Origin of the sequence: Pedobacter sp. KBW01 (genome assembly GCF_003852395.1) — a bacterium.
In the GTDB taxonomy this organism is placed as follows: Bacteria; Bacteroidota; Bacteroidia; order Sphingobacteriales; family Sphingobacteriaceae; genus Pedobacter.
In genome coordinates this window covers 168,028-189,059 of record NZ_QAJQ01000027.1, presented here as the reverse complement: position 1 = coordinate 189,059, position 21,032 = coordinate 168,028, and the positions used below count along the sequence as shown (strand labels likewise).

The 21,032-nt window shown below is 37.6% G+C and carries 14 protein-coding genes; 3 read left to right on the top strand and 11 right to left on the bottom strand.

Annotated elements, in window-relative coordinates:
• Positions 1–365 precede the first annotated feature (365 nt).
• Complete coding sequence (locus DBR40_RS23050) at positions 366–1,739, top strand: hypothetical protein (RefSeq protein WP_124562090.1); 1,374 nt, start codon at positions 366–368, stop codon at positions 1,737–1,739.
• Positions 1,740–2,007: 268 nt separating this feature from the next.
• Here the strand turns inward: DBR40_RS23050 and glyA are convergent, their stop codons facing one another.
• Positions 2,008–3,279 carry a serine hydroxymethyltransferase gene (gene glyA / locus DBR40_RS23045; protein WP_124562089.1) on the bottom strand — a complete coding sequence of 424 codons (1,272 nt, stop codon included), beginning with the start codon at positions 3,277–3,279 and terminating at the stop codon, positions 2,008–2,010.
• A gap of 62 nt (positions 3,280–3,341) precedes the next feature.
• The gene (locus DBR40_RS23040) at positions 3,342–4,085 is read right to left on the bottom strand and encodes a segregation and condensation protein A (protein WP_039475817.1); all 744 of its coding nucleotides are present in this window, start codon (positions 4,083–4,085) and stop codon (positions 3,342–3,344) included.
• Positions 4,086–4,322: 237 nt separating this feature from the next.
• Between DBR40_RS23040 and dxs the strand changes: the two genes are divergently transcribed.
• Positions 4,323–6,251 carry a 1-deoxy-D-xylulose-5-phosphate synthase gene (gene dxs / locus DBR40_RS23035; RefSeq protein WP_124562088.1) on the top strand — a complete coding sequence of 643 codons (1,929 nt, stop codon included), beginning with the start codon at positions 4,323–4,325 and terminating at the stop codon, positions 6,249–6,251.
• A gap of 254 nt (positions 6,252–6,505) precedes the next feature.
• Positions 6,506–8,344 (top strand): glutamine--fructose-6-phosphate transaminase (isomerizing), encoded by a 1,839-nt coding sequence (glmS, locus tag DBR40_RS23030; protein WP_124562087.1) that lies wholly within the window; start codon positions 6,506–6,508, stop codon positions 8,342–8,344.
• Positions 8,345–8,678: 334 nt separating this feature from the next.
• Here glmS and DBR40_RS23025 read toward each other — a convergent pair whose 3' ends face one another.
• From DBR40_RS23025 to DBR40_RS22985, 9 genes are all read right to left on the bottom strand, one after another.
• Positions 8,679–10,295, bottom strand: coding sequence for a gliding motility protein RemB (locus DBR40_RS23025; protein WP_124562086.1), 1,617 nt, complete (start codon positions 10,293–10,295; stop codon positions 8,679–8,681).
• A gap of 3 nt (positions 10,296–10,298) precedes the next feature.
• Complete coding sequence (locus DBR40_RS23020) at positions 10,299–12,239, bottom strand: polysaccharide biosynthesis protein (RefSeq protein WP_124562085.1); 1,941 nt, start codon at positions 12,237–12,239, stop codon at positions 10,299–10,301.
• Between the two features lie 90 nt (positions 12,240–12,329).
• Positions 12,330–13,457 carry a DegT/DnrJ/EryC1/StrS family aminotransferase gene (locus DBR40_RS23015; protein WP_124562084.1) on the bottom strand — a complete coding sequence of 376 codons (1,128 nt, stop codon included), beginning with the start codon at positions 13,455–13,457 and terminating at the stop codon, positions 12,330–12,332.
• Positions 13,447–14,064: an acetyltransferase gene (locus DBR40_RS23010; protein ID WP_124562083.1), complete on the bottom strand. Its 618-nt coding sequence runs from the start codon at positions 14,062–14,064 to the stop codon at positions 13,447–13,449. The genes DBR40_RS23015 and DBR40_RS23010 overlap by 11 nt, the downstream gene beginning before the upstream one ends.
• A complete protein-coding gene (locus DBR40_RS23005; RefSeq protein ID WP_124562082.1) occupies positions 14,065–14,667 on the bottom strand; it encodes a sugar transferase in 603 nt (200 codons plus the stop codon).
• On the bottom strand, positions 14,660–15,898 hold the full coding sequence (locus tag DBR40_RS23000) for a glycosyltransferase family 4 protein (protein ID WP_124562081.1): 1,239 nt from the start codon (positions 15,896–15,898) through the stop codon (positions 14,660–14,662). The genes DBR40_RS23005 and DBR40_RS23000 overlap by 8 nt, the downstream gene beginning before the upstream one ends.
• Positions 15,899–15,903: 5 nt before the next feature.
• Positions 15,904–17,787, bottom strand: coding sequence for an alginate lyase family protein (locus DBR40_RS22995; protein WP_124562080.1), 1,884 nt, complete (start codon positions 17,785–17,787; stop codon positions 15,904–15,906).
• 12 nt (positions 17,788–17,799) lie between these two features.
• Positions 17,800–18,897, bottom strand: coding sequence for a non-hydrolyzing UDP-N-acetylglucosamine 2-epimerase (gene wecB, locus DBR40_RS22990; protein WP_124562079.1), 1,098 nt, complete (start codon positions 18,895–18,897; stop codon positions 17,800–17,802).
• 6 nt (positions 18,898–18,903) lie between these two features.
• Positions 18,904–21,030 (bottom strand): bi-domain-containing oxidoreductase, encoded by a 2,127-nt coding sequence (locus DBR40_RS22985; protein ID WP_124562078.1) that lies wholly within the window; start codon positions 21,028–21,030, stop codon positions 18,904–18,906.
• Positions 21,031–21,032: the final 2 nt, after the last annotated feature.

The window sequence follows — 21,032 nt, the reverse complement described above, 5'->3', positions numbered from 1 at the left end:
GGTTTACAGCAGGAAATAATATTATAAGTAGTGGAATAGCTATGCAGATCAGGCGTCAAGAAGTATAATCATTATTTTATAGTTGAGATAAAATTACACCAAGAGGATCTAAAAACATGGGTACTGGTTATGACGGTCACATTTTATTATGTATAAAATGAACTCTCAGAATTTCTAAACAGATTTTGAATAAACTCATTTCATTTGGAAAGGACATAGTAATTAACAGAAAAACATGAGCCACGGCAAACGAGCTTTTAAATTCTGCTATGGAAAAGACTACTACTGTAGCTTTTGGCTAATAAAGGCAACTATTATTTTTGAGCCTTGTTGTAACTCCTCAAACATTTTTATAAGTTTGATTTATGCGTTTTAATATTGGCCTGGCGTTATTGGTTATTTTCATGGTATCGGCCTGCCGCAAAGGAGAACATATAACCACTGATCCAAACGCCAAACTAAACATTTCTAATCTCGAAATTTTATTTGATACCATTTTTACTTCGGTAGGATCGGTAACGAAAAGAATAAAAATTGCCAATAAAAATAATGACGCGGTTAAAATATCTGAAATAAAACTAGCGGGAGGTAATACTTCTGCTTTCAGCATTAATATTAATGGGGAAAACCTGTTAAATAAAAATGACCTGATTTTAAATGGCCAGGATTCGATTAACCTTTTTGTAAAGGTTACCATTAATCCCAATGTCCAGAACCTGGCGTTTTTAGTGCAGGATTCGATTATTTTAAACACCAATGGAAACAGGCAGGTGGTACAGCTTTTGGCTTACGGCCAGAATGCCATATTTATAAACAACGCGGTTATTGGCACCAATACGATTTGGGCAAAAGCATTGCCTTATATTATTAATGGTTCGCTCACCGTTAAAAACGGTAATTCGCTTACCATCCAACCCGGTACCAAAATTTATTTTCATAAAGATGCCAACCTAAACGTAGAAGGCACACTCACTGTTAACGGAACGGTTAACGAGCCAGTAATGTTTTGCAGCGATAGGCTGGAAAAATTATATCATGACGAACCCGGACAATGGAAAGGAATTTTTATCAAAAGAAATGGAAATGGCCTAATCAAACATGCTATTATCAAAAATGCATCGGTAGGTATCACCTCCGATTCCTTATCCCTAAACTCGAACCCAAAATTGATTTTAAGCAGCAGTATTATTAAAAACATGCAGGTTGCAGCATATATAGGTTACCATTCGGAGCTTTTGGCATTTAACAACCTCCTATATAATTGCGGCAATTACCTTATTTATGCCGTAGGTGGCGGAAATTATAACCTCAAACACAATACTTTTGCAGGCTATAACCTCAATTTTCCACGAAAGACAGCAGCTTTAAGCTTTTCCGATTATTTATCCACTAATGCTTATAATAAACTTCAGTTAGATTTAGCCAATAATATCATCTGGGGCAGTTTAACTAACGAGCTCGATATCCAAAGAAAAACTTCGGCAGTTGTACAGCTTAATTTATGGAACAATTTAATCAGAACCACCAACATCAGCTACAACAATAACGGCAACATTTTAAACACGGATCCACTTTTTGTTGATAAGGCATTAGAGAATTTTGAAATGCAAGCCAATAGCCCCACTATAAAAAAGGGTAAAGATTTAAACGCAGATCCCTACTTCAGTAGTTATCTGAATAAAGACCTTAAAGAAAATTCAAGATTTTTCCCCTCAACCTTAGGCTGTTACGAAAAATAATTACTTTTTTTTCACCTCGCAGAAAACAATTTGGCATAAATTCTCGTTTATATATTCGAGAGCGTTAATTTAGATGGTAAGGGTCGATATTTCACATAAGAATATCGGCCCTTTACTTTTTACTGCTTTTTATGTTTGAATAAGATTCAAGTTTACTTGCATTAAAACAAAAAAGCCCTTAACAATTTAGTCCTACACTGCCTATAAAAAGAAAGAGCCTTGCACATTATGCAAGGCTCTTTTTAGAAAAACGCTTTGAAGCGCTATATTATTTATACAATGGAAATGCGCTAACCAGGCTAATTACCTCAGCTTTTACAGCATTAATATTGGCTTCATCGTCAGGGTTTGTTAATACCTGATCAATTAAATCAACAATTTTCTCCATTTCAGCTTCTTTTAAACCTCTTGTAGTGATTGCCGCAGTACCTACGCGGATACCTGAGGTTACAAATGGCGATTTATCATCAAATGGCACCATGTTTTTGTTTACCGTAATTTCAGCTCTTTCTAAAGCATTTTCAGCAACTTTACCGGTAATGTTTTTATTGCGAAGATCGATTAACATTAAGTGGTTATCAGTACCGCCTGAAATAATTCCGTATCCTTTAGCCACAAATGCTTTGGCCATAGCTTGTGCATTGGCAGCAACTTGTTTTATATAAGTTCCATACTCCTCACTCAAAGCCTCACCAAAAGCGATTGCTTTAGCAGCAATAATGTGCTCTAACGGACCACCTTGCGTACCTGGGAAAACAGCCATATCCAATAAGTTGCTCATCATACGGATTTCGCCTTTAGGTGTTTTTAATCCCCATGGGTTTTCGAAATCCTGTCCCATCATAATCATACCACCACGTGGGCCACGTAAAGTTTTGTGGGTAGTAGTAGTTACAATATGGCAATGTGGAAGTGGGTTAGCCAACAAACCTTTGGCAATTAAACCAGCAGGGTGAGAAATATCAGCTAAAACCAAAGCACCGATTTTATCGGCTACCGAACGGATAAAAGCATAATCCCACTCGCGCGAGTAAGCAGATGCACCGCAGATAATTAATTTTGGTTTTTCTGCTAAAGCAACTTCTTCTAATTTTTTATAATCGATTAATCCGGTTTCTTTTTCAACACCATAAAATAATGGCTGATATAATTTACCAGAAAAGTTTACCGGCGAACCGTGAGTTAAGTGCCCCCCGTGAGAAAGATCAAAACCTAATATTTTATCGCCTGGCTGAAGAATAGCAAGCATAACCGCCGCATTGGCCTGCGCACCAGAGTGTGGCTGAACGTTAACCCATGCTGCACCAAATAATTGTTTTGCCCTATCGATAGCAATTTGCTCTACTACATCTACTACCTGGCAACCACCATAGTAACGTTTCCCTGGTAAACCTTCAGCATATTTATTGGTTAATACCGAACCAGCAGCTTCCATTACCTGCTTGCTTACAAAGTTTTCTGATGCAATAAGCTCTAAACCATGCTCCTGGCGGTTTAACTCCTTATCAATAAGTTCAAAAATTTGGTTGTCGCGTGTCATCGTTATATTAGGTTTGTATTTTTTTTGCAAAAGTAAGAAATTCAAAGCTAATTTAAGCGGTATTACGATAATGCTTTCACATTAAAGTTGTTAAAGCCGCTTCCAATGGTTATCTCTACGATTTGTTGTTGCAACATTTCTAAAATAGCCAGGAAATTGTACACGAAATGCACCTTATTTTCTGAATTTTTAAGCACCAGGGCAAAATCTATCTGCTTATTGATATCTAACAGATTGGCGATAAAATGTTTTTGCTGTTCAATAGTATAAGGATATTGAACTACGGTATGTTTAACCTCTTCGCTCCGCAGTTCATACTTCTGCATGGTTCGATGATAAACAGTTAAAAGTTTATATAAATCGAGTGAGAGGAGTTCGTCCTGATGAGTTGATGATGCAGCCGCCAGGCCTAAGTCGAAAGCAATGTTGCCCCGTTGGTCTTGTTTCATCCGGCCATCTTCCAAAACTTTCATTTCTTCGGCAGCCGATTTAAACTGTTTGTAAGCTATAAGTCGGGCGATCAGGTCTTGTTCAGCATTAATTTCGTTTCCGGCCTCATCAATCTCAATCCTGGGCAAAAGCATTTTCGATTTAATGCGCATTAAAGTTGCTGCAACAAGAATAAACTCACTGGCTACCTCTACATTTAGCGCCAATAACTGATGGATATAGGCCAGGAAATCGTTAGTAATCTTGGCAATCTCCACATCCTGAATATTGAGTTCATCGCGTTCAATAAAGAACAACAACAAATCGAAGGGGCCTTCGAAAACCGGAAGTTTTATTTCAAAATTCTCTGCCTGCATGCGTAGGGGCAAACATAACGAAAATTTTTAGGTCCTAACAGTCTAACCCCAATTCAAAAAGCTCTACACTTAGTACTAGCTGCTCTTCATCAAAGGCCAAATGCTAAACCTTTACCCACCAGCGCTAATCACCTAGGCACTAACCGCTTAATCATCAATAATAAACCGTTATTTTTCTCTTCTATATTAAAACAAATTTACCTTACTTTGTATCTTGTTTTTTACCATAAATTCCGAATGCAAGTAAAAGCTGGCCCCCTGCTTTCAAAAATCAACTATCCCGCTGATTTAAAGCAATATAACGAGTCTGACTTAGAACAAATAAGTCAGGAATTACGACAATACATTATCGATGTAGTGAGTGTGAATGGTGGCCATTTTGGTGCCAGTTTAGGTGTTGTCGAACTCACAGTAGCACTACATTACGCACTAAATACACCATATGATAAATTGGTTTGGGACGTAGGTCACCAGGCTTACGGCCATAAAATACTTACCGGCCGCAGAGATTTATTCCACACCAACCGTGTATACGGTGGTATTAGTGGTTTCCCAAAAATTTCTGAAAGTGAGTACGATACCTTTGGTGTGGGCCACTCATCTACCTCTATATCTGCAGCTTTGGGTATGGCTGTTGCCTCGCAATTAAAAGGCGAAACCGATAGGCAGCATGTTGCTGTAATTGGCGATGGCGCAATGACAGCGGGTTTAGCTTTTGAAGGCTTAAACCATGCGGGGATCGAAAACAGCAATGTATTGGTTATCTTAAATGATAACTGTATGTCTATCGACCCGAATGTTGGTGCACTGAAAGAGTATCTAACCAGCATCACCATTTCAAAATCATACAACCGCTTTCGCGATGATATTTCACATGTGCTTGCCGGGCTTTCTAAACTTGGCCCTAATGCACACAAGTATGTAAAGAAAATAGAGAAAAGCATTAAAGGTACCCTGCTTAAACAGAGTAATTTATTCGAAGCTTTAAATTTCAGGTATTTTGGTCCGGTAGATGGTCATGATGTGAAACGTTTGGCACAGGTTATAAAAGACCTTTCTGCAATTCCGGGCCCGAAATTGTTACACTGTGTTACAGTAAAAGGTAAAGGTTTTGCATTGGCCGAAAAAGACCAAACCAAATGGCACGCACCAGGCCTTTTCGATAAGATTACCGGAGAAATTAAAAAAAGTACTCCAGATAAACCACAGCCGCCCAAATACCAGGATGTTTTTGGGCATACCATGGTCGAACTGGCCGAGGCAAACGATAAAATTGTGGGAATTACGCCTGCCATGCCTTCAGGCTCATCATTAAACATCATGATGAAAGCCATGCCAAAGCGCGCCTTTGATGTGGGCATAGCCGAACAGCATGCCGTAACTTTCTCGGCAGGTTTAGCAGCACAAGGGTTGGTTCCTTTTTGTAACATCTATTCCAGCTTTATGCAAAGGGCGTACGATCAGGTAATTCACGATGTCGCCATCCAAAAACTGAATGTTGTTTTTTGCCTGGATAGGGCAGGTTTAGCGGGTGCTGATGGCGCAACTCACCATGGCGCTTACGATATTGCCTATATGCGTTGTATTCCAAACCTGGTGGTTTCTTCGCCTATGAACGAAGAAGAATTGCGCAATCTGATGTTTACGGCGCAACAAGAAAACATCGGTCCTTTCGTAATTCGCTACCCACGCGGTAATGGCGTAATGCCCGATTGGAAAAGACCGTTTAAAGCATTGGAGATTGGCAAAGGCCGTAAAATATGTGATGGAGAAGACGTTGCACTCCTTACCATTGGTCATGTGGGCAACTTCGCAGTTGAGGCTCGTGCTGAACTGAATACCGAAGGATTTTACCCTGCACACTACGATTTACGTTTTGTTAAACCTTTAGATGAACAGATGCTGCATGAGGTATTTGCTAAATATAAACATGTAATTACGGTAGAAGATGGTTCGCTTCAGGGCGGTGTAGGTTCTGCTGTTTTAGAATTTATGGCCGATCATGGTTACCATGCCAACGTAATCCGCTTAGGTATTCCCGATCAGTTTGTTGAACATGGCGAACAGCCCGAACTTTGGGCCGAATGTGGCTACGATAAAAATGCAATTGTACAAGCAGTAAGAAAAGTGGCTGTAAAAAGAACAACCGATAGTATGGCTGGTTAAGAGCAAAATACTTCAATATTATTATAAATCCCATTGCAAAAAATGCAACGGGATTTTTTTATGCTCATAGTTTCTTCTATATAGAAAATAAAGCTTTAGAGGATAATTGAAGTACTTAACTCGTATGATCAGCTTCACTAATATTGTAAACGCATGTGAAGCGCGTAACAATTACGCTACCATAATTAACGAAACAATACTAAACAAACGTTTGATTTATTATATTAGCAGCCTAATTAAAATCTAAATTTATTATGTGTGGAATAGTAGGCTACATAGGCTTTAGAGAAGCCTGGCCAATTGTATTAAAAGGTCTTAAAAGATTAGAGTATCGCGGTTATGATAGCGCTGGCATTGCATTAATGAATGATAATGGGCAGCATATTTACAAAAAGGCTGGTAAAGTGGCTGTTTTGGAAGAATTTGCAGCAGCACAGGATAAATCTGGCACTATCGGAATAGGCCATACTCGCTGGGCAACACATGGTGTGCCGTCTGACCGGAATTCGCATCCTCATACCTCAAACAACAATAAACTTTCTATCATACACAACGGTATTATCGAAAACTACGCCACCCTAAAAGAAGAATTATTGGAGCGTGGCCATGAGTTTAAAAGCGATACCGATACAGAGGTACTCATCCATCTGATTGAAGAAATCCAGAAGATTGAGCAAATAGACCTGATGGAAGCTGTACGTTTGGCACTCCAGGAAGTGAGTGGTGCCTATGCCATCGTAATTATGGATAGGGAAAATCCCGATCGCTTAATTGCTGCACGTAAAGGAAGCCCGATGGTTATTGGCGTTGGCGCAGGCGAATATTTTATCGCATCAGATGCTACGCCCATTATCGAATATACCAAAAATGTAATCTACCTGAAAGATGGCGAAATTGCATTAATTACTAAAAATGATCTTTTAATTAAGCAGCTCGATAATGTAGTGCAAACCCCATTAATTCAGGAACTGGAACTGAAACTGGAGATGCTGGAGAAAGGTGGCTTCGATCACTTCATGCTAAAAGAAATATACGAACAGCCAAGATCGATAAAAGATTGTATGCGCGGGCGTATCTACCCCGAAGAAGGTAAAGTTCAGTTGGGCGGAATCAAAGAATTCGCAGAGAAGTTAAAAAATATAGATCGGATCATCATTGTAGCTTGCGGTACGTCATGGCATGCCGGTTTGGTAGGGGAATACCTGATTGAAGAATATGCCCGTATCCCGGTTGAGGTAGAGTATGCATCAGAGTTCAGGTACCGCAACCCAATTATTACTGAAAAAGATGTGGTAATTGCGATCTCACAATCAGGCGAAACTGCTGATACCATGGCCGCTATCGAAATGGCCAAAGAGCGTGGAGCAACCATTTTTGGTATCTGTAATGTAGCTGGCGCATCTATCCCACGCTTAACACATGCTGGTGTTTATACACATGCCGGCCCCGAGATTGGTGTAGCTTCTACAAAAGCGTTTACCGCACAGGTAACTGTCCTAACTTTAATGGCCTTTTACATGGCACAGCAAAAAGGCTCAATTACTACTTCCAAATTAATTGAGCTATTAACCGAACTAGACCACATTCCTGAAAAAATTCAGATTGCATTGGAATCGAATGAGTTAATCAAAGAAGTCGCCGAAAAAATTAAAGATTCAACAAACTGCTTATTCCTGGGCCGTGGCAGTGGTTTCCCTGTGGCACTGGAAGGCGCACTAAAACTAAAGGAAATTTCCTATATCCACGCAGAGGGCTATCCCGCGGCCGAAATGAAACACGGCCCAATTGCCCTTATTGACGAAGAAATGCCGGTGGTATTTATTGCTACCCAAAATTCATCTTACGAAAAGGTAATCAGCAACATTCAGGAAGTAAAAGCCCGTAAAGGTAAAGTAATTGCAATAGTAACAGAAGGCGATACTGAAGTGAAGAAAATGGCCGACTACTGTATCGAGATCCCTGATGCCAACGAAGCTTTCTTACCACTATTAGCGACCATACCACTTCAGCTACTTTCTTACCACATTGCGGTAATGAGGGGCTGTAATGTAGACCAACCAAGAAATTTGGCTAAATCGGTAACAGTTGAATAGTTAAAAAAGAAAGCGCTGATTTAAAAAATCAGCGCTTTCTTTTTATTTAGCAGGTATCAAACCTTTTTCTATACACCTATAATAGCAATCGACTTTAAAACCTGATAAATCCACTTCAATTTTAAAACAATTTTATCTTTCATATGTTTAACATCGCAAACAAGGTTTTGTTTGCGAATAAAATGAACTAAATTATGACTGCTATTAGAAAAACGATTGTATTTAGTAAACTTATTTTCAATTTTGTTGGTTACATGGTTAACCAATTTAGAGGTAAATAAAAGATTAGCTATGGCCTAATCAAATTAACACTTCATCGAAATATTTATCACGGTTAAAAATCGTGATAAATATTTCTAAACGAACTTCTCAAACCAATGGTTAACAAACCAGTTTTATTTAAACCCAATTCGTTGCTTTCTCTCCTATAAGTACCGGCAACTTCTATCCTTAAATTATATTTCGGATTTAGCAAATAAGCTACCTGCCCCTTTACATAATACAAATCGGTACCAATGCCTTGTCCAACATGGCTACCATACTGCACAGATCTGGTATTGTAACCTTTAAATATGTCTCCACCATAATTCATACCAGCAGGATCTAAACCATACCGCGAATACAATGCTTGCCCCTGTAAGTCAAATCTTTTGTAGCTATAATTTAAAATTCCTAAAAACTCCCTGAAGTTTGCGCCGCGAGGGTGCGCTAATGATTGATTATAATTAGCATAATTCGATATCCTATCGAAATGCGCATAAGTATATGGCCTTGCAGTATTAAATTCGGCAAGGTAATTTAAACCTTGTACTTTGAATAAATCCGATCCGCGTACACCGAACTGAACGGCAAATTTATTGGCCCAATACCCGTTTCCTTTAAAAAATTCCTTAGCAGTAAATTCATCAAACATAAACTGTCCATATAAGGCTGTTTTATCTAATATCTCATACTTTAAGTTAATACCAAGCCGCATTTTATCAGGAGAGGTAGTATTGGTGCTTTCAACAGGACGCAAGAACATAAACGGGTGGATATAGTTGAAATCAAATCCGCGTTTTCCCTCTACCTCAGCATCTGCCCAGGTTATTGCCTGAAAAAAACCTACTGAAAAACGTTTTGTAGCATTCCAGTCCACATAATGCGCAGCCATCCACTTTCCTCTATCTCCTAATCTTCTATCTGTAGTAAGCTTTTCTGCCCCCGGGTCCAACATATAGGCAAATATAGTTTGATATTGTACGCTACCTAAAGTTGCACGTACTCTGAAAAAAGAATAATTAGATGATACATCCGATAATAACATCGAACGGTATCCATCACCTATAAAGTTCTTGTCGTAGCCTAAAGCAAAATTCAAATGTTTATTCGGCGCATAAGATAAAAGTGCCGTTACGTAAGACCAGTCTTGTTTGTCTGCTCCTAATTTACCATAACCTTGCCCCGGCACAACTTGGTTGGCTACAATAAAATTATTTACATAATTAGCAAATTTTCCTTGATTTTCGAAACCGTTTAAATAGAAAGAAAATTGCTTACCAACATTACCACCAACCTGAAAGCCCCTAGTGTTTAACCAGGTTGTCCGATCACCGGCAACATCGCGGCCAATTTGAAAATCAGGCAAAAAGTCGGCATAAATGTTATAATCTTCATTCTTAAATTGTAAAAGATGCTCTTGAAATAATTTACGATACACCCAGCTTCTTTTGTTCAAACTATCGGCACCAGCATTCATTAGCGAATCGTATTGCTTTTGCAAAGCAATATCGTCAGCATAAAATCCTTTAATAGCCGAATGAAATTTTGATTGCCGGTCGTAAACAGAAGAATTTAATTTTTGATAAAACTGAAAATCGTAGGGAATAATATTATTTGGAGTAGGATTTTGTGCTTTCGTATTTAAAGCAAAAATGGCCATACAGGCCACAAAAAGGATTTTTTTCGTCATTTTCTAATCGTTAATAATTTGATCTAATTCTTCAAATACCGAATTTTTACTTTTGAATTCCGGGACAAGCTTTTTCATATTAATTACTACCTGTCGGTCATTACCAGATTTAGCAGATGCAACCAGTTCGTAAATCTGTTTTTCCACATCAGCAAATACATATTCCCTCACTTTTCCAATCATAATTTTTTCATGGTGCGTTGGCATCGTGTTCTCGTTATCGTTAAGGAGTTCTTCATACAGCTTTTCTCCTGGTCGCAAACCTGAATATTCGATCTTAACATCCACATTGGGTTCTAAGCCAGCTAATCTGATCATTTTTTTGGCCAGTTCCACAATTTTAACAGACTTGCCCATATCGAAAACGAAAATCTCTCCACCCTTGCCCATACAGCCGGCTTCCAATACCAAACGGCACGCCTCTGGTATGGTCATAAAGTAACGGGTAATTTCAGGGTGGGTAACCGTAAGCGGCCCTCCTTTTTCAATCTGTTGCCTGAATCTTGGAATTACAGATCCATTTGAGCCCAACACATTTCCAAACCTAGTGGTGATAAATTTGGTTATGGGTTTAACATTTAGTTCGTTTATATATTGCAACCCATTGCTAAAAATAAAACCTTCTGTACTTAACGAATTATTTAAAGATTGAACATAAATTTCTGCGATCCTTTTTGATGCACCCATAATATTTGTAGGGTTTACAGCCTTATCTGTCGAAATCATTACAAATTTCTGAACACCATGTTTAACCGCTTTATCGGCAATAGTTTTCGTGCCCAAAACATTAGCCTTAATTGCCTCTGCCGGGTTGTCCTCCATCAAAGGCACATGTTTATAAGCAGCAGCATGATAAACATAATGTGGCTTATAAGTATCAAACAATTTATCCATGCGCTGCTCATCTCTAACATCTCCTACAAAAGCATGAAAATTCTTATTCTTATTGTTTTCTTCTAATTCAAGATACAACTCGTGTAACGCAGTTTCAGATTGATCGCAAAGAATAATCAAGCCCACATCGAATTTAGATAGTTGCCGCACAATTTCACTACCGATAGATCCGGCCGCCCCAGTAATTAAAATGCGCTTTGTATTAAGCATTTCGCCAATCCCCTCAATATCAATTTTGATCGACTTGCGGTTCAATAAATCTTCGATATTTAATTTCTGGATCTGTGCAGGTTTTAACTGACCGTTGGTCCAGACATCAAGTGGAGGAATATTTAAAACTTTAATATCGTTCTCTAAACATAAATCTACAATCGCATCTTTCTTATCATCTGGGATAGTGTAAGAAGCAAAGATAATTTCATCCAGCTCATGCTCGCCAATCAGATAGGCCAGGTTCGCAGCGTCTAAAATCTTCACCCCATCTATAGTTTTACCCACTTTACGTTGGTCATCATCAACAAAGGCGACTATATTTTTATTTACACTGCCGTCATGATCGAACGTTCGCTTCGTAGCCAAGCCAGCTTCACCAGCACCATAAATAATTACTTTCTTCTTATCCAAATTAAGGTTTTTCACGTAGATGAAAAAGTATTTAATCAGCACACGATAAGTCATCAATAGTAAAAAGCTGGCTAAACCATTTGTGATTAGAATAGTAAAAGAAACTAAAGGATATTGAAAAAAAGTAATCGAAATTAAATTTAAAACAAAGAAAGTCCCATTACCAATAATAACCGATAACAGAATCCTGAATGAATCCTGGGCACTGGTATACCGAATAATGCCCGTAAAAGTCTTAACATGAAAAAAAACCGCAATATTTATGGCACCAATGATCAGAAGATTTCTGGCCAACTCGGGTAATTCGATCGCTGTTAAATCTAAATTATGCTTAAGCGAGTAAGCAAATATTAAAGAACAGGTGCATATGGTCAAATCCAATAAGAAAATGACCCAGCGGGGAACAATATTAATTTGTGTAAACAAAATACAATAGGCTAAATTTTAGTAAAGGTATGGATAATTTGCTAAATCCATTCTTATCTATCAAATAACATGCCCGACTTATATGTAATGCTAATAATTTATACTTTTAATTACCTCAATAACCTTAAATAAGTCGGTGTCTTCAAGATTTGATCCCGATGGCAGGCATAATCCATTTTTAAATAAATCTTCGGAAACACCATTACCATAATAGGGGGCATCTTTAAAAACAGGTTGCAAATGCATGGGTTTCCATAATGGTCTGCTTTCTATATTTTCCAACAACAGTGAGGTGTAAATGTCTTTTTTACTGAAGTTACTATCACTCCTATCTACGTAGATTGTACTCAACCACCTATTCGAATAAAACTCTTTAGGCTCTTCTAAAAAAGATATATTTTCATTACCTGCTAGCGATTTTCTATAATATTCAAAATTCGATCGCCTTTTTTCAACCCGGTCATTCAAAACTTCCATTTGTCCCCGACCTATGCCCGCACATATATTACTCATCCTATAATTGTATCCAATTTTACTATGTTCATAGTGATGAGCCTTGTCTCTTGCCTGAGTAGCTAAAAACCGTGCTTCATTGATATATTCTTCCGAATCCGAAATTAACGCACCACCACCAGAAGTTGTAATAATTTTATTTCCGTTAAATGATAAAATGCCAAAAAGGCCAAAGGTCCCCATTTTTTTACCTTCTATATTAGACCCAAGTGCTTCTGCTGCATCTTCAATAACTGGTATTTCAAATTCATTGGCTATTTCCATTATTTCAATCATTTTTGCAGGCATACCATACAAATGGACCGGAATGATGGCCTTTGGCTTTTTACCTTTTGCCAAGCGATCAACAATACATTCTCTCAGTAAATCAGGGCACATGTTCCAGGTATCCCTTTCACTATCAACAAAAATAGGAGTAGCTCCTACATAGGCAATTGGATTGGCGCTTGCAGCAAATGTCATTGACTGACAAATTACTTCATCACCAGGCTCTACGCCAAGCATTACTAAGGCTAAGTGAATAGCTCCCGTACCAGAACTCAAAGCTGCGGCATATTTTGATCCAGTATAATGACAAAGGTCACCTTCAAATCCATCAACATTTGGCCCTAATGGCGCTATCCAATTAGTCTCAAATGCTTCATTAACATATTTTTGTTCTGTGCCTCCCATATGAGGAGAAGACAACCATATTCTATTCTTCATTATTATTATTATACTTTATCAGTTTACCGGGAACTCCAACAATTACGCCATAATCTGGAACATCCCTAATTATTACACTACCAGCGCCGATAGTTGCCCACTTCCCAATTTTTATCCCTTGAATAATACTTGCGCCAATTCCTATTTGAGCTCCTTCCATAACAGTTACATTTCCTGCCAGAGCTACATTAGGTGATATGTGCACATAATCCCCTATAACACAATCATGATCAATTGAAGCATTAGTATTTACTATAACATGAACTCCAATACCAACATCTGCATTTATAGTCGCTCCTGAGTTTATAATGGTACCATTACCAATGGTAACATATTTAGAAATATTTGCCTTTGGATGGCATATCGTAGCGAAAGGTGTGCCAAAAAAAATATCAGCAATTTTTTTCCTCACAACATTATTCCCTATTGCGATTAAGCAATCATTATTGCTATAATTCTTAAAATCAAAAATCTTTCCATTTATAGGATAACCCAATATTGCCTTTCTATTTACATCATCGTCCCAAACAGCTTCAATTGAAATTTTGAGTTCTTCCAGAATGTCAATAATAATTTTTGCGTGACCACTTGCTCCGATAATATTCATCTAGTTTCCCTCAAATTTTTCCATTGTTAATGAGGTGTCTGAAGATATACCCTCTTTTACAATTACCTTTTTAAGTGTTAAGCAAATAATTTTCAAATCTAATGAAAAATTCAAATGATCTACATACCATACATCTAAGCTAAATTTTTGCCCCCAGCTTATTGCATTCCTACCATTTACTTGTGCCCATCCGGTAATACCAGGTTTCACATTGTGCCTTGTATTTTGTATCTCACTATAAAGTGGTAAATATTCTGGTAATAGTGGTCGAGGGCCAACAATACTCATATCCCCAACGATCACATTCAAAAGTTGAGGTATTTCATCTAATGAAGTTTTTCTTACAAATAGGCCAATTTTTGTTAAACGTAAATGATCGGCCAAAAGTTCTCCGTCATTCCCCCGTTTATCATTCATTGTTTTAAACTTAATAATCTTAAAAAGTCTACCATTTTTCCCAGGGCGGCTTTGAAAGAAGAAGGGCTTTCCATCATTTGCAATAAAAAGCAGAAAGCAAACTATTAAAAAAATTGGCGATAAAATAATAAAACCTACTAACGCCAAACTAAGATCGATTAACGGTTTGAAGAGGGCCTTATACATTTTTTATTCCTTTTAAGTAAACAAGGTACTTATTAGCTAAAACTTTTCTATCAAAATTATTTTTAGCAAATTGATAGCCTGCCTCACCTTGTCTCGCTATCAACTCCTGATTCTTCTGATAATAAAGGACCTTATCAGCAAAATCTCTAGGGCGTTCAGGCTCAACAAATATACCTGCATTTGCCTCTTCAACCAACTCTCTTGAAACACCATCTATAGCCATAAAAATTGGTTTTTTGCAAGCCATGTAATCAAATGTTTTATTAGAGTAAACGGTTTTAAATGTATCTACTCTTTTTAAAACTGACGCTCCCATATCAGAGGCAAAAATATATTTAAATACATCTGCCTTTGGAACAGGATCAAGAAACGTTACATTCGATAGATTCATTTGTTCCGAAAGCGAAATCAATTGCTTCTTTTGCATGCCTTGACCGATCAATACAAATTGTATATTTGTATCCCTTAACAGATCAGCAGCTTCTAAAATTTGATCCAAATGATTAGCAACACCGTGTGCACCAACATAGGTAATCACAAATTTATCCGTCCAACCTCTTTCTACCCTAAAATTTTTAACATCAAAATTATTAATTAAATGATCAGACAAACTAAAGTCTGCAGCATTTGGAATAAATATAATTTTGTCAGCAGGGACATGCTTATGCTCGATCAAAACTTTTCTGAAAGCAGGGGTAAGGACATTTATTAACTTCGCCTTTCGATAAATGAAAGCCTCTAAGGCGTAAGCTAGTTTTATTATAAGTTTATTCGTTACAACTCCAGTATCAATAGCAGATTCAGGCCAAAGATCTCTGATCTCAAAAACCATTGGCACTCTTTTAATTCGAGATATTAAATAACCCGAAATACCTATAAAAAGTGGCGGAGAGGTTACAACTACAACATCATATTTCCCACTTATTTTAAAAAGCCCCACCCAAAGGCTCGAAAATACAAAAGAAAAATATCCCCACAAACGGCCAATAAATCCTGCGTTATATTTTTCTGAAACATGTGCTCGCCAAACATCTACATCTCCCTGTCTATTTTTCTTAAAATAAGATCCTTTATATTCTGGCCTTTTCTCACTTCCGTTTGGATGCACCATGCCAGCAATTACAGTAATTTCATGTTCCTCAGCCGACCAGCTTTTTGTAATTTCATTCCATCTTGACCCACCTGGATCATCCTCTTCTAAAAAATACTGGTGGAGTAATAATATTCTCATTTATCCTAATTTATTGATATTATAGTTTTTATAACATTACCCGAAGTGGTAAAAGTAAGTTGGGAGCATTCTTCTTTCTGTCCATAAAATATAGAATTGTAACCGATTTCCTTTTGCTGAACAAGATTTTTATACTGATCATCATGTGCTTCAATATGCAATAATTCAGGATAACTGGTATGCCACAATTGTTTCATCTTCAATCCAGCTGGTTTATTGATGATCACATCTTCAATTTCCCACTTTTTCAAATTTTTATGGAAAATTATTGTTCTTTTATGTTTAATATTTTCACCTAAATGCAAAAAAGCCTTAATCACGCCTTCGAAAAAAAATTGATCATTTGCTTCAGATATTGAAGTACTTTCACTTTGGGTCCAATTATACCAAATAAATCTAGCCCCTTTATCCATTTGATCATAATCTTCTAGCATCACTGTGTTATGAGAGGCAGATCCCATAAAGTATTTTAGAACATCCGAACTTGCGTTGTATTTATAACTCCCTCCATCATGCAAAAGATTTATACCATTATGCCAGAGGTCGAAATGCAAGTTATCTGCCTGAGAGGGTCGATCTTTATGATTTCCGCATCTGATAAATGCAAAACTATCTTCTAATCTATAGCTAAAATAACCTCCATTTTTGAAGGCATTAACGCCCATCTTAATATCAACGTAGTCTACATTACGTGTATCCTTAATACCGTACCATAACCTGTCTTCACATTTATCTAAAGGCCAATTTAAGGAAAGCGCGTTGCACAAGGCCTCTAATTGTGGTCGATAATCTCTGTAATGATGATCGCTCAATTTAAAAAATAAAGCTCCGTCGTTCGCACCATAATTTGGCAACCAGCCAGATTTGATATCGATAGCATTAATCAGGAAGTAGAAACTTGATTCCGCTCGCTTGTAAACAACAGGAGCAAATTGTTCGCCATTATTCTTTGAAATCGTGATTGCCCAAGTTAATAATTGCACAACAACACGATGATAATTCATAGAAAACTGCAAAAACGTACCGTCTTCATAAATTTGATAGGCAATTTCTTGCTCAAACCATTTTTTACCATTGGTTTTCCATTTCGCAGCAGTAGGAAATTTTGGAAACAGCAATCCTGACAGGTACAATAACAAGGTTTCGGTAATGGCATGATTATTTCTAACTGCAATTCTTGAAAAATTAATATTTTGGTATACATGTTCAACCTGCCAATAAATATAATGTTGTATGCGCTCGAACAGTTCGTTAGTGAGGTTTTCTGAATTCTGGTAATAATAAAGAGCAAAAGTCCAGTTCATTACACGCAGCGAAATTTCCTGGCTACATTTATAATTGGGTCCTTGGTTGATTGGATTTGCATCCATCCAGCTTTCAATTTCAGAAAATACTCTAGCTGAGCAATCTATTCCTGCCCGTTGATCATATCGAATGATGGTATAAAGATGCGAAAAGCGTGAAGGCTCCCACACAAATTTAATATCGCCAACTTTAGGGTCGTAATCGTTGATATCTAGCCAATGAAGTTTTGAATTATACTTATGCTCTGTTGAAGGGTTCGTAATCCAATCATAATCTTTTCCCAAATCAAAATCCAATCCAGAAAAAAATGGGTAGATATACTGGTCGAGTTTGTTATAATCAGCTTTTAGTTTCTCAGACAATGGTAAATCAATGGCCAATGTCTCTTTGCTTTCAAAGAAAAACTTCGCTTGGTTTTCTTTCCAGCTTTGTAACGAGTAATAAGTTTTAGGAGTTGGGTTTGTTGGAAATTTACTTTTAAGAAGTCCTGTTCGTTTTTTCAGTTCAAAACCTGCTCTAAAGATGATATATCTCCAGCCCATATTATTAATCAATTGAACAACTTTCTTAAGTTTAGCTATCATCCTTACCGGCAATTATCCTTTGATTCCAATTTCTAATAAATGTGCAACAATTCTAACCGCTGTATTTCCGTCCCACAATTCGGGTATGCCACCTTTTTTCCACTCGCCTTTAAAAAGTTTACCAAATGCAGGAGCAATTGCTTTAGGATCTGTTCCGATCAATTCGTTTGTACCTACGGTTATGGTTTCTGGTCGTTCAGTATTATCTCTTAACGTAACGCAAGGTACGCCCATCACAGTTGTTTCTTCTGTAATGCCACCCGAATCAGTTACAACCAATTTGGCACGTTCAACCAAATAGTTAAATTCTAAGTAGCTCAATGGCTCGATAAAATGCAAATTTGGAGCATAAATGCCTAAACCCTGTAGATTTTTAGCTGTACGCGGATGAACAGGAAAAATAATGGGAACGCCATTGCTGTTCGCGATAATTTCGTTCATCAACAATTTTAAATTCTGCTCTTGGTCTACATTCGCAGGGCGATGAAGGGTTAAAACCAAATATCCCTTTTCAGTTAAATTTGCTTCGTTCCAAATTGGAGGTGCGGTAAATCTATTTCTGTTTTTCAACAAAGTATCGATCATTGTATTTCCAACAAAAAAGATCCTATCGTCTGCAATTCCAGTTTCCTTTAGGTTTTTATTGGCAAATGCCGATGTAGTGAAAAAGTAGTTAGTAATACTATCGGTTACCAAACGGTTGATTTCTTCTGGCATTGTCCAATCATTTGAACGAATACCAGCTTCAACGTGTACAACAGGCGTTTTAAGCTTCTGAGCAGTAATTGCACAAGCCATTGTTGAAGTTACATCGCCAACCACCAATACCAAATCTGTTGGGTTAGCCAACAGTTCTTGCTCAAACCGCACCATAATTGCTGCAGTTTGCTCAGCTTGGGTTCCGCCGCCAGCTTCCAAATTGGCATGTGGTTCTGGAATTCCCAACTGCTCAAAAAAATCGCCAGACATTTTTTTATCAAAATGCTGTCCTGTGTGTATCAATCTGAAATCAATATTTTTTCCCTTAGCGTTTTCAGCCTGAATGGCATGCACAATAGGTGCAATTTTCATAAAATTAGGTCGGGCACCTGCTATAATAGTTACTAACATCTTTTCTTAATCAATATCTATCCATTTTCCTTCTTTTAAACTGCTAATTGCTGCAAAAGAGGCTTTTGTTGTATTTAATATTTCATCAAAAGGAATAAGTGATTTTCCTCCCGTTTTTACACGATCAATTAACAATTTGAATTGATCGCTGTGCCCTTTATCCAAGCTTGTTTTTAATTTAGAAAAGCCTTTAAAGCCATAAGCGGTTGTTAACCTGAAATTGTCAATAATAGCGGTTCTTTCTTGACTGTAAACCTCAATTCTCTCCTTCGCATAAGCTTTAGATCCATTGGCGAAATAATTGATTACTCCGGTTGATCCGTTTTCATATTTCAACAAGATTGAAGCATTGTCGGTATTTTCTTTTGGATTAATCCCCATAGCATTCATACAAACAGATTTAACTTTGCTTCCGGTGAAATAGGTAATCAAATCTATAAAGTGACAAGCTTCACCAATAATTCTTCCGCCACCCACATTCATATCATGCACCCAAACGCTATCGGGGATAAAACCAGCATTCATTGTTGCAATGATATTCATTGGCGCATTGCCCAACACACTTTTTACTTTTACCGCATGTGGCGAAAATCTTCTGTTAAAACCCACAGTAAGCGTAACTGGATTCGTACGATCTCGATTGTAAGCAGCTACAATTTGCGAAAGTTGATCTGCGTTTAACGCTAAAGGTTTTTCTACAAAAACGTGTTTATTTGCCTGTAACGTTTCCAGCGTTATCTCAGCATGTTTATCATGTCGGGTAGTAATCAATACCAAATCTACATCGGTATCATTTAAGATTTCTTTGTAATCTGTTGTTGAGTGACTAAAGCCATATTTTTTTGCCAAAGCTGTTCCGCTTACGCCTCCAGCACTTGCAATAAATTTATATCCGGCACCTGTATTTTTTAGCGCCGGCAACATTGTCATTTTCGTGAAATTACCTGAGCCGATAACGCCAATCGTTCCTTTAGAGCCTGCAAAACTTGCATCTTTAATTTGTACTGTAGTGTAAGGATTGGCAATTGGAGTTTCGTTATACTTAAGAATTGAAGCGATTGATCTTCTACTGCCTATTTCTCCATATATGGTAGAAAAGTTATCTAACTCAACCACTTCGGTAACCATTTCTTTTACTAAAAGTTTTTGTGAAGAAATAGCTTGTAAAACAGCTTCAAAGTTTCTTTTTTCTGTCCACCTTACGAAGGATAAAGGATAATCTTGCCCACGTTGTTCGTAGTTTTCGTCGTATCTTCCCGGGCCATAAGAACAAGATACTTGGAAGCTTAATTCCTTTTCATAAAATTCAGCTCTGCTGAGATTAAGTCCAATTACACCAACCAAAATAATTTTACCTCTTTTTCTACTCATCCGAGCTGCTTGGGATACAATTTCATCTGTTTTTGCAGAAGCCGTGATAATTACGCCATCGCATCCAATTCCTTGTGTTTGCGATTCTACAAACTTAACAGGATCGCCAGTTTTAGGATTAAAAGGAACTACTCCCCATTTTTTGCTCAGATTCAGTTTTTCGTCGTCGATATCTACCCCAATTACTTTACAGCCATTGGCAATAAGTAATTGTGCGGTAATTAAACCGATTAAACCCATTCCTACAACAACAACGGTTTCGCCTAATGTGGGATTTAACAGTCTAATCCCCTGTAAACCGATAGAACCAATTACGGTAAATGTAGCTTCCTCATCTGTAACGTTATCTGGAATATGTGCAACCAGGTTTTTAGGAATGGAAACAAACTCGGCGTGCTGACCATTTGATGCTACTCGATCACCTACATTAAATTCTGTTACTCCTTCGCCCACCGCAATTACTTTACCAACATTGCAATAACCAAGTGGTAATGGTTCTCCAAGTTTATTAAAAACAGCCTCTAGTGTTGGCACCAAGCCTTCTGTTTTTATTTTGTCTAACACCTGTTTTACTTTGTCAGGTTGTTGTCTGGCCTTCGATAATAAATTAGATTTACCAAATTCAACCAGCATTCTCTCTGTACCAAGGGAAACTAGAGAACGTGTAGTTTGTATAAGAACGCTGCCTTTTCTTACCTGTGGAGCAGGAATTTCTTCCAATAGTGTTTCGCCTGTTTTAAAAGACTGTATAATCTGTTTCATCA

Coding starts and splice junctions, on each gene's coding strand:
- DBR40_RS23005 (WP_124562082.1), bottom strand. CDS start 14,667: ATGTATAAGGCCCTCTTCAAACCGTTAATCGATCTTAGTTTGGCGTTA.
- glyA (WP_124562089.1), bottom strand. CDS start 3,279: ATGACACGCGACAACCAAATTTTTGAACTTATTGATAAGGAGTTAAAC.
- DBR40_RS22995 (WP_124562080.1), bottom strand. CDS start 17,787: ATGATAGCTAAACTTAAGAAAGTTGTTCAATTGATTAATAATATGGGC.
- DBR40_RS23000 (WP_124562081.1), bottom strand. CDS start 15,898: ATGAGAATATTATTACTCCACCAGTATTTTTTAGAAGAGGATGATCCA.
- DBR40_RS23015 (WP_124562084.1), bottom strand. CDS start 13,457: ATGAAGAATAGAATATGGTTGTCTTCTCCTCATATGGGAGGCACAGAA.
- DBR40_RS23040 (WP_039475817.1), bottom strand. CDS start 4,085: ATGCAGGCAGAGAATTTTGAAATAAAACTTCCGGTTTTCGAAGGCCCC.
- DBR40_RS23010 (WP_124562083.1), bottom strand. CDS start 14,064: ATGAATATTATCGGAGCAAGTGGTCACGCAAAAATTATTATTGACATT.
- glmS (WP_124562087.1), top strand. CDS start 6,506: ATGTGTGGAATAGTAGGCTACATAGGCTTTAGAGAAGCCTGGCCAATT.
- wecB (WP_124562079.1), bottom strand. CDS start 18,897: ATGTTAGTAACTATTATAGCAGGTGCCCGACCTAATTTTATGAAAATT.
- dxs (WP_124562088.1), top strand. CDS start 4,323: ATGCAAGTAAAAGCTGGCCCCCTGCTTTCAAAAATCAACTATCCCGCT.
- DBR40_RS22985 (WP_124562078.1), bottom strand. CDS start 21,030: ATGAAACAGATTATACAGTCTTTTAAAACAGGCGAAACACTATTGGAA.
- DBR40_RS23050 (WP_124562090.1), top strand. CDS start 366: ATGCGTTTTAATATTGGCCTGGCGTTATTGGTTATTTTCATGGTATCG.
- DBR40_RS23025 (WP_124562086.1), bottom strand. CDS start 10,295: ATGACGAAAAAAATCCTTTTTGTGGCCTGTATGGCCATTTTTGCTTTA.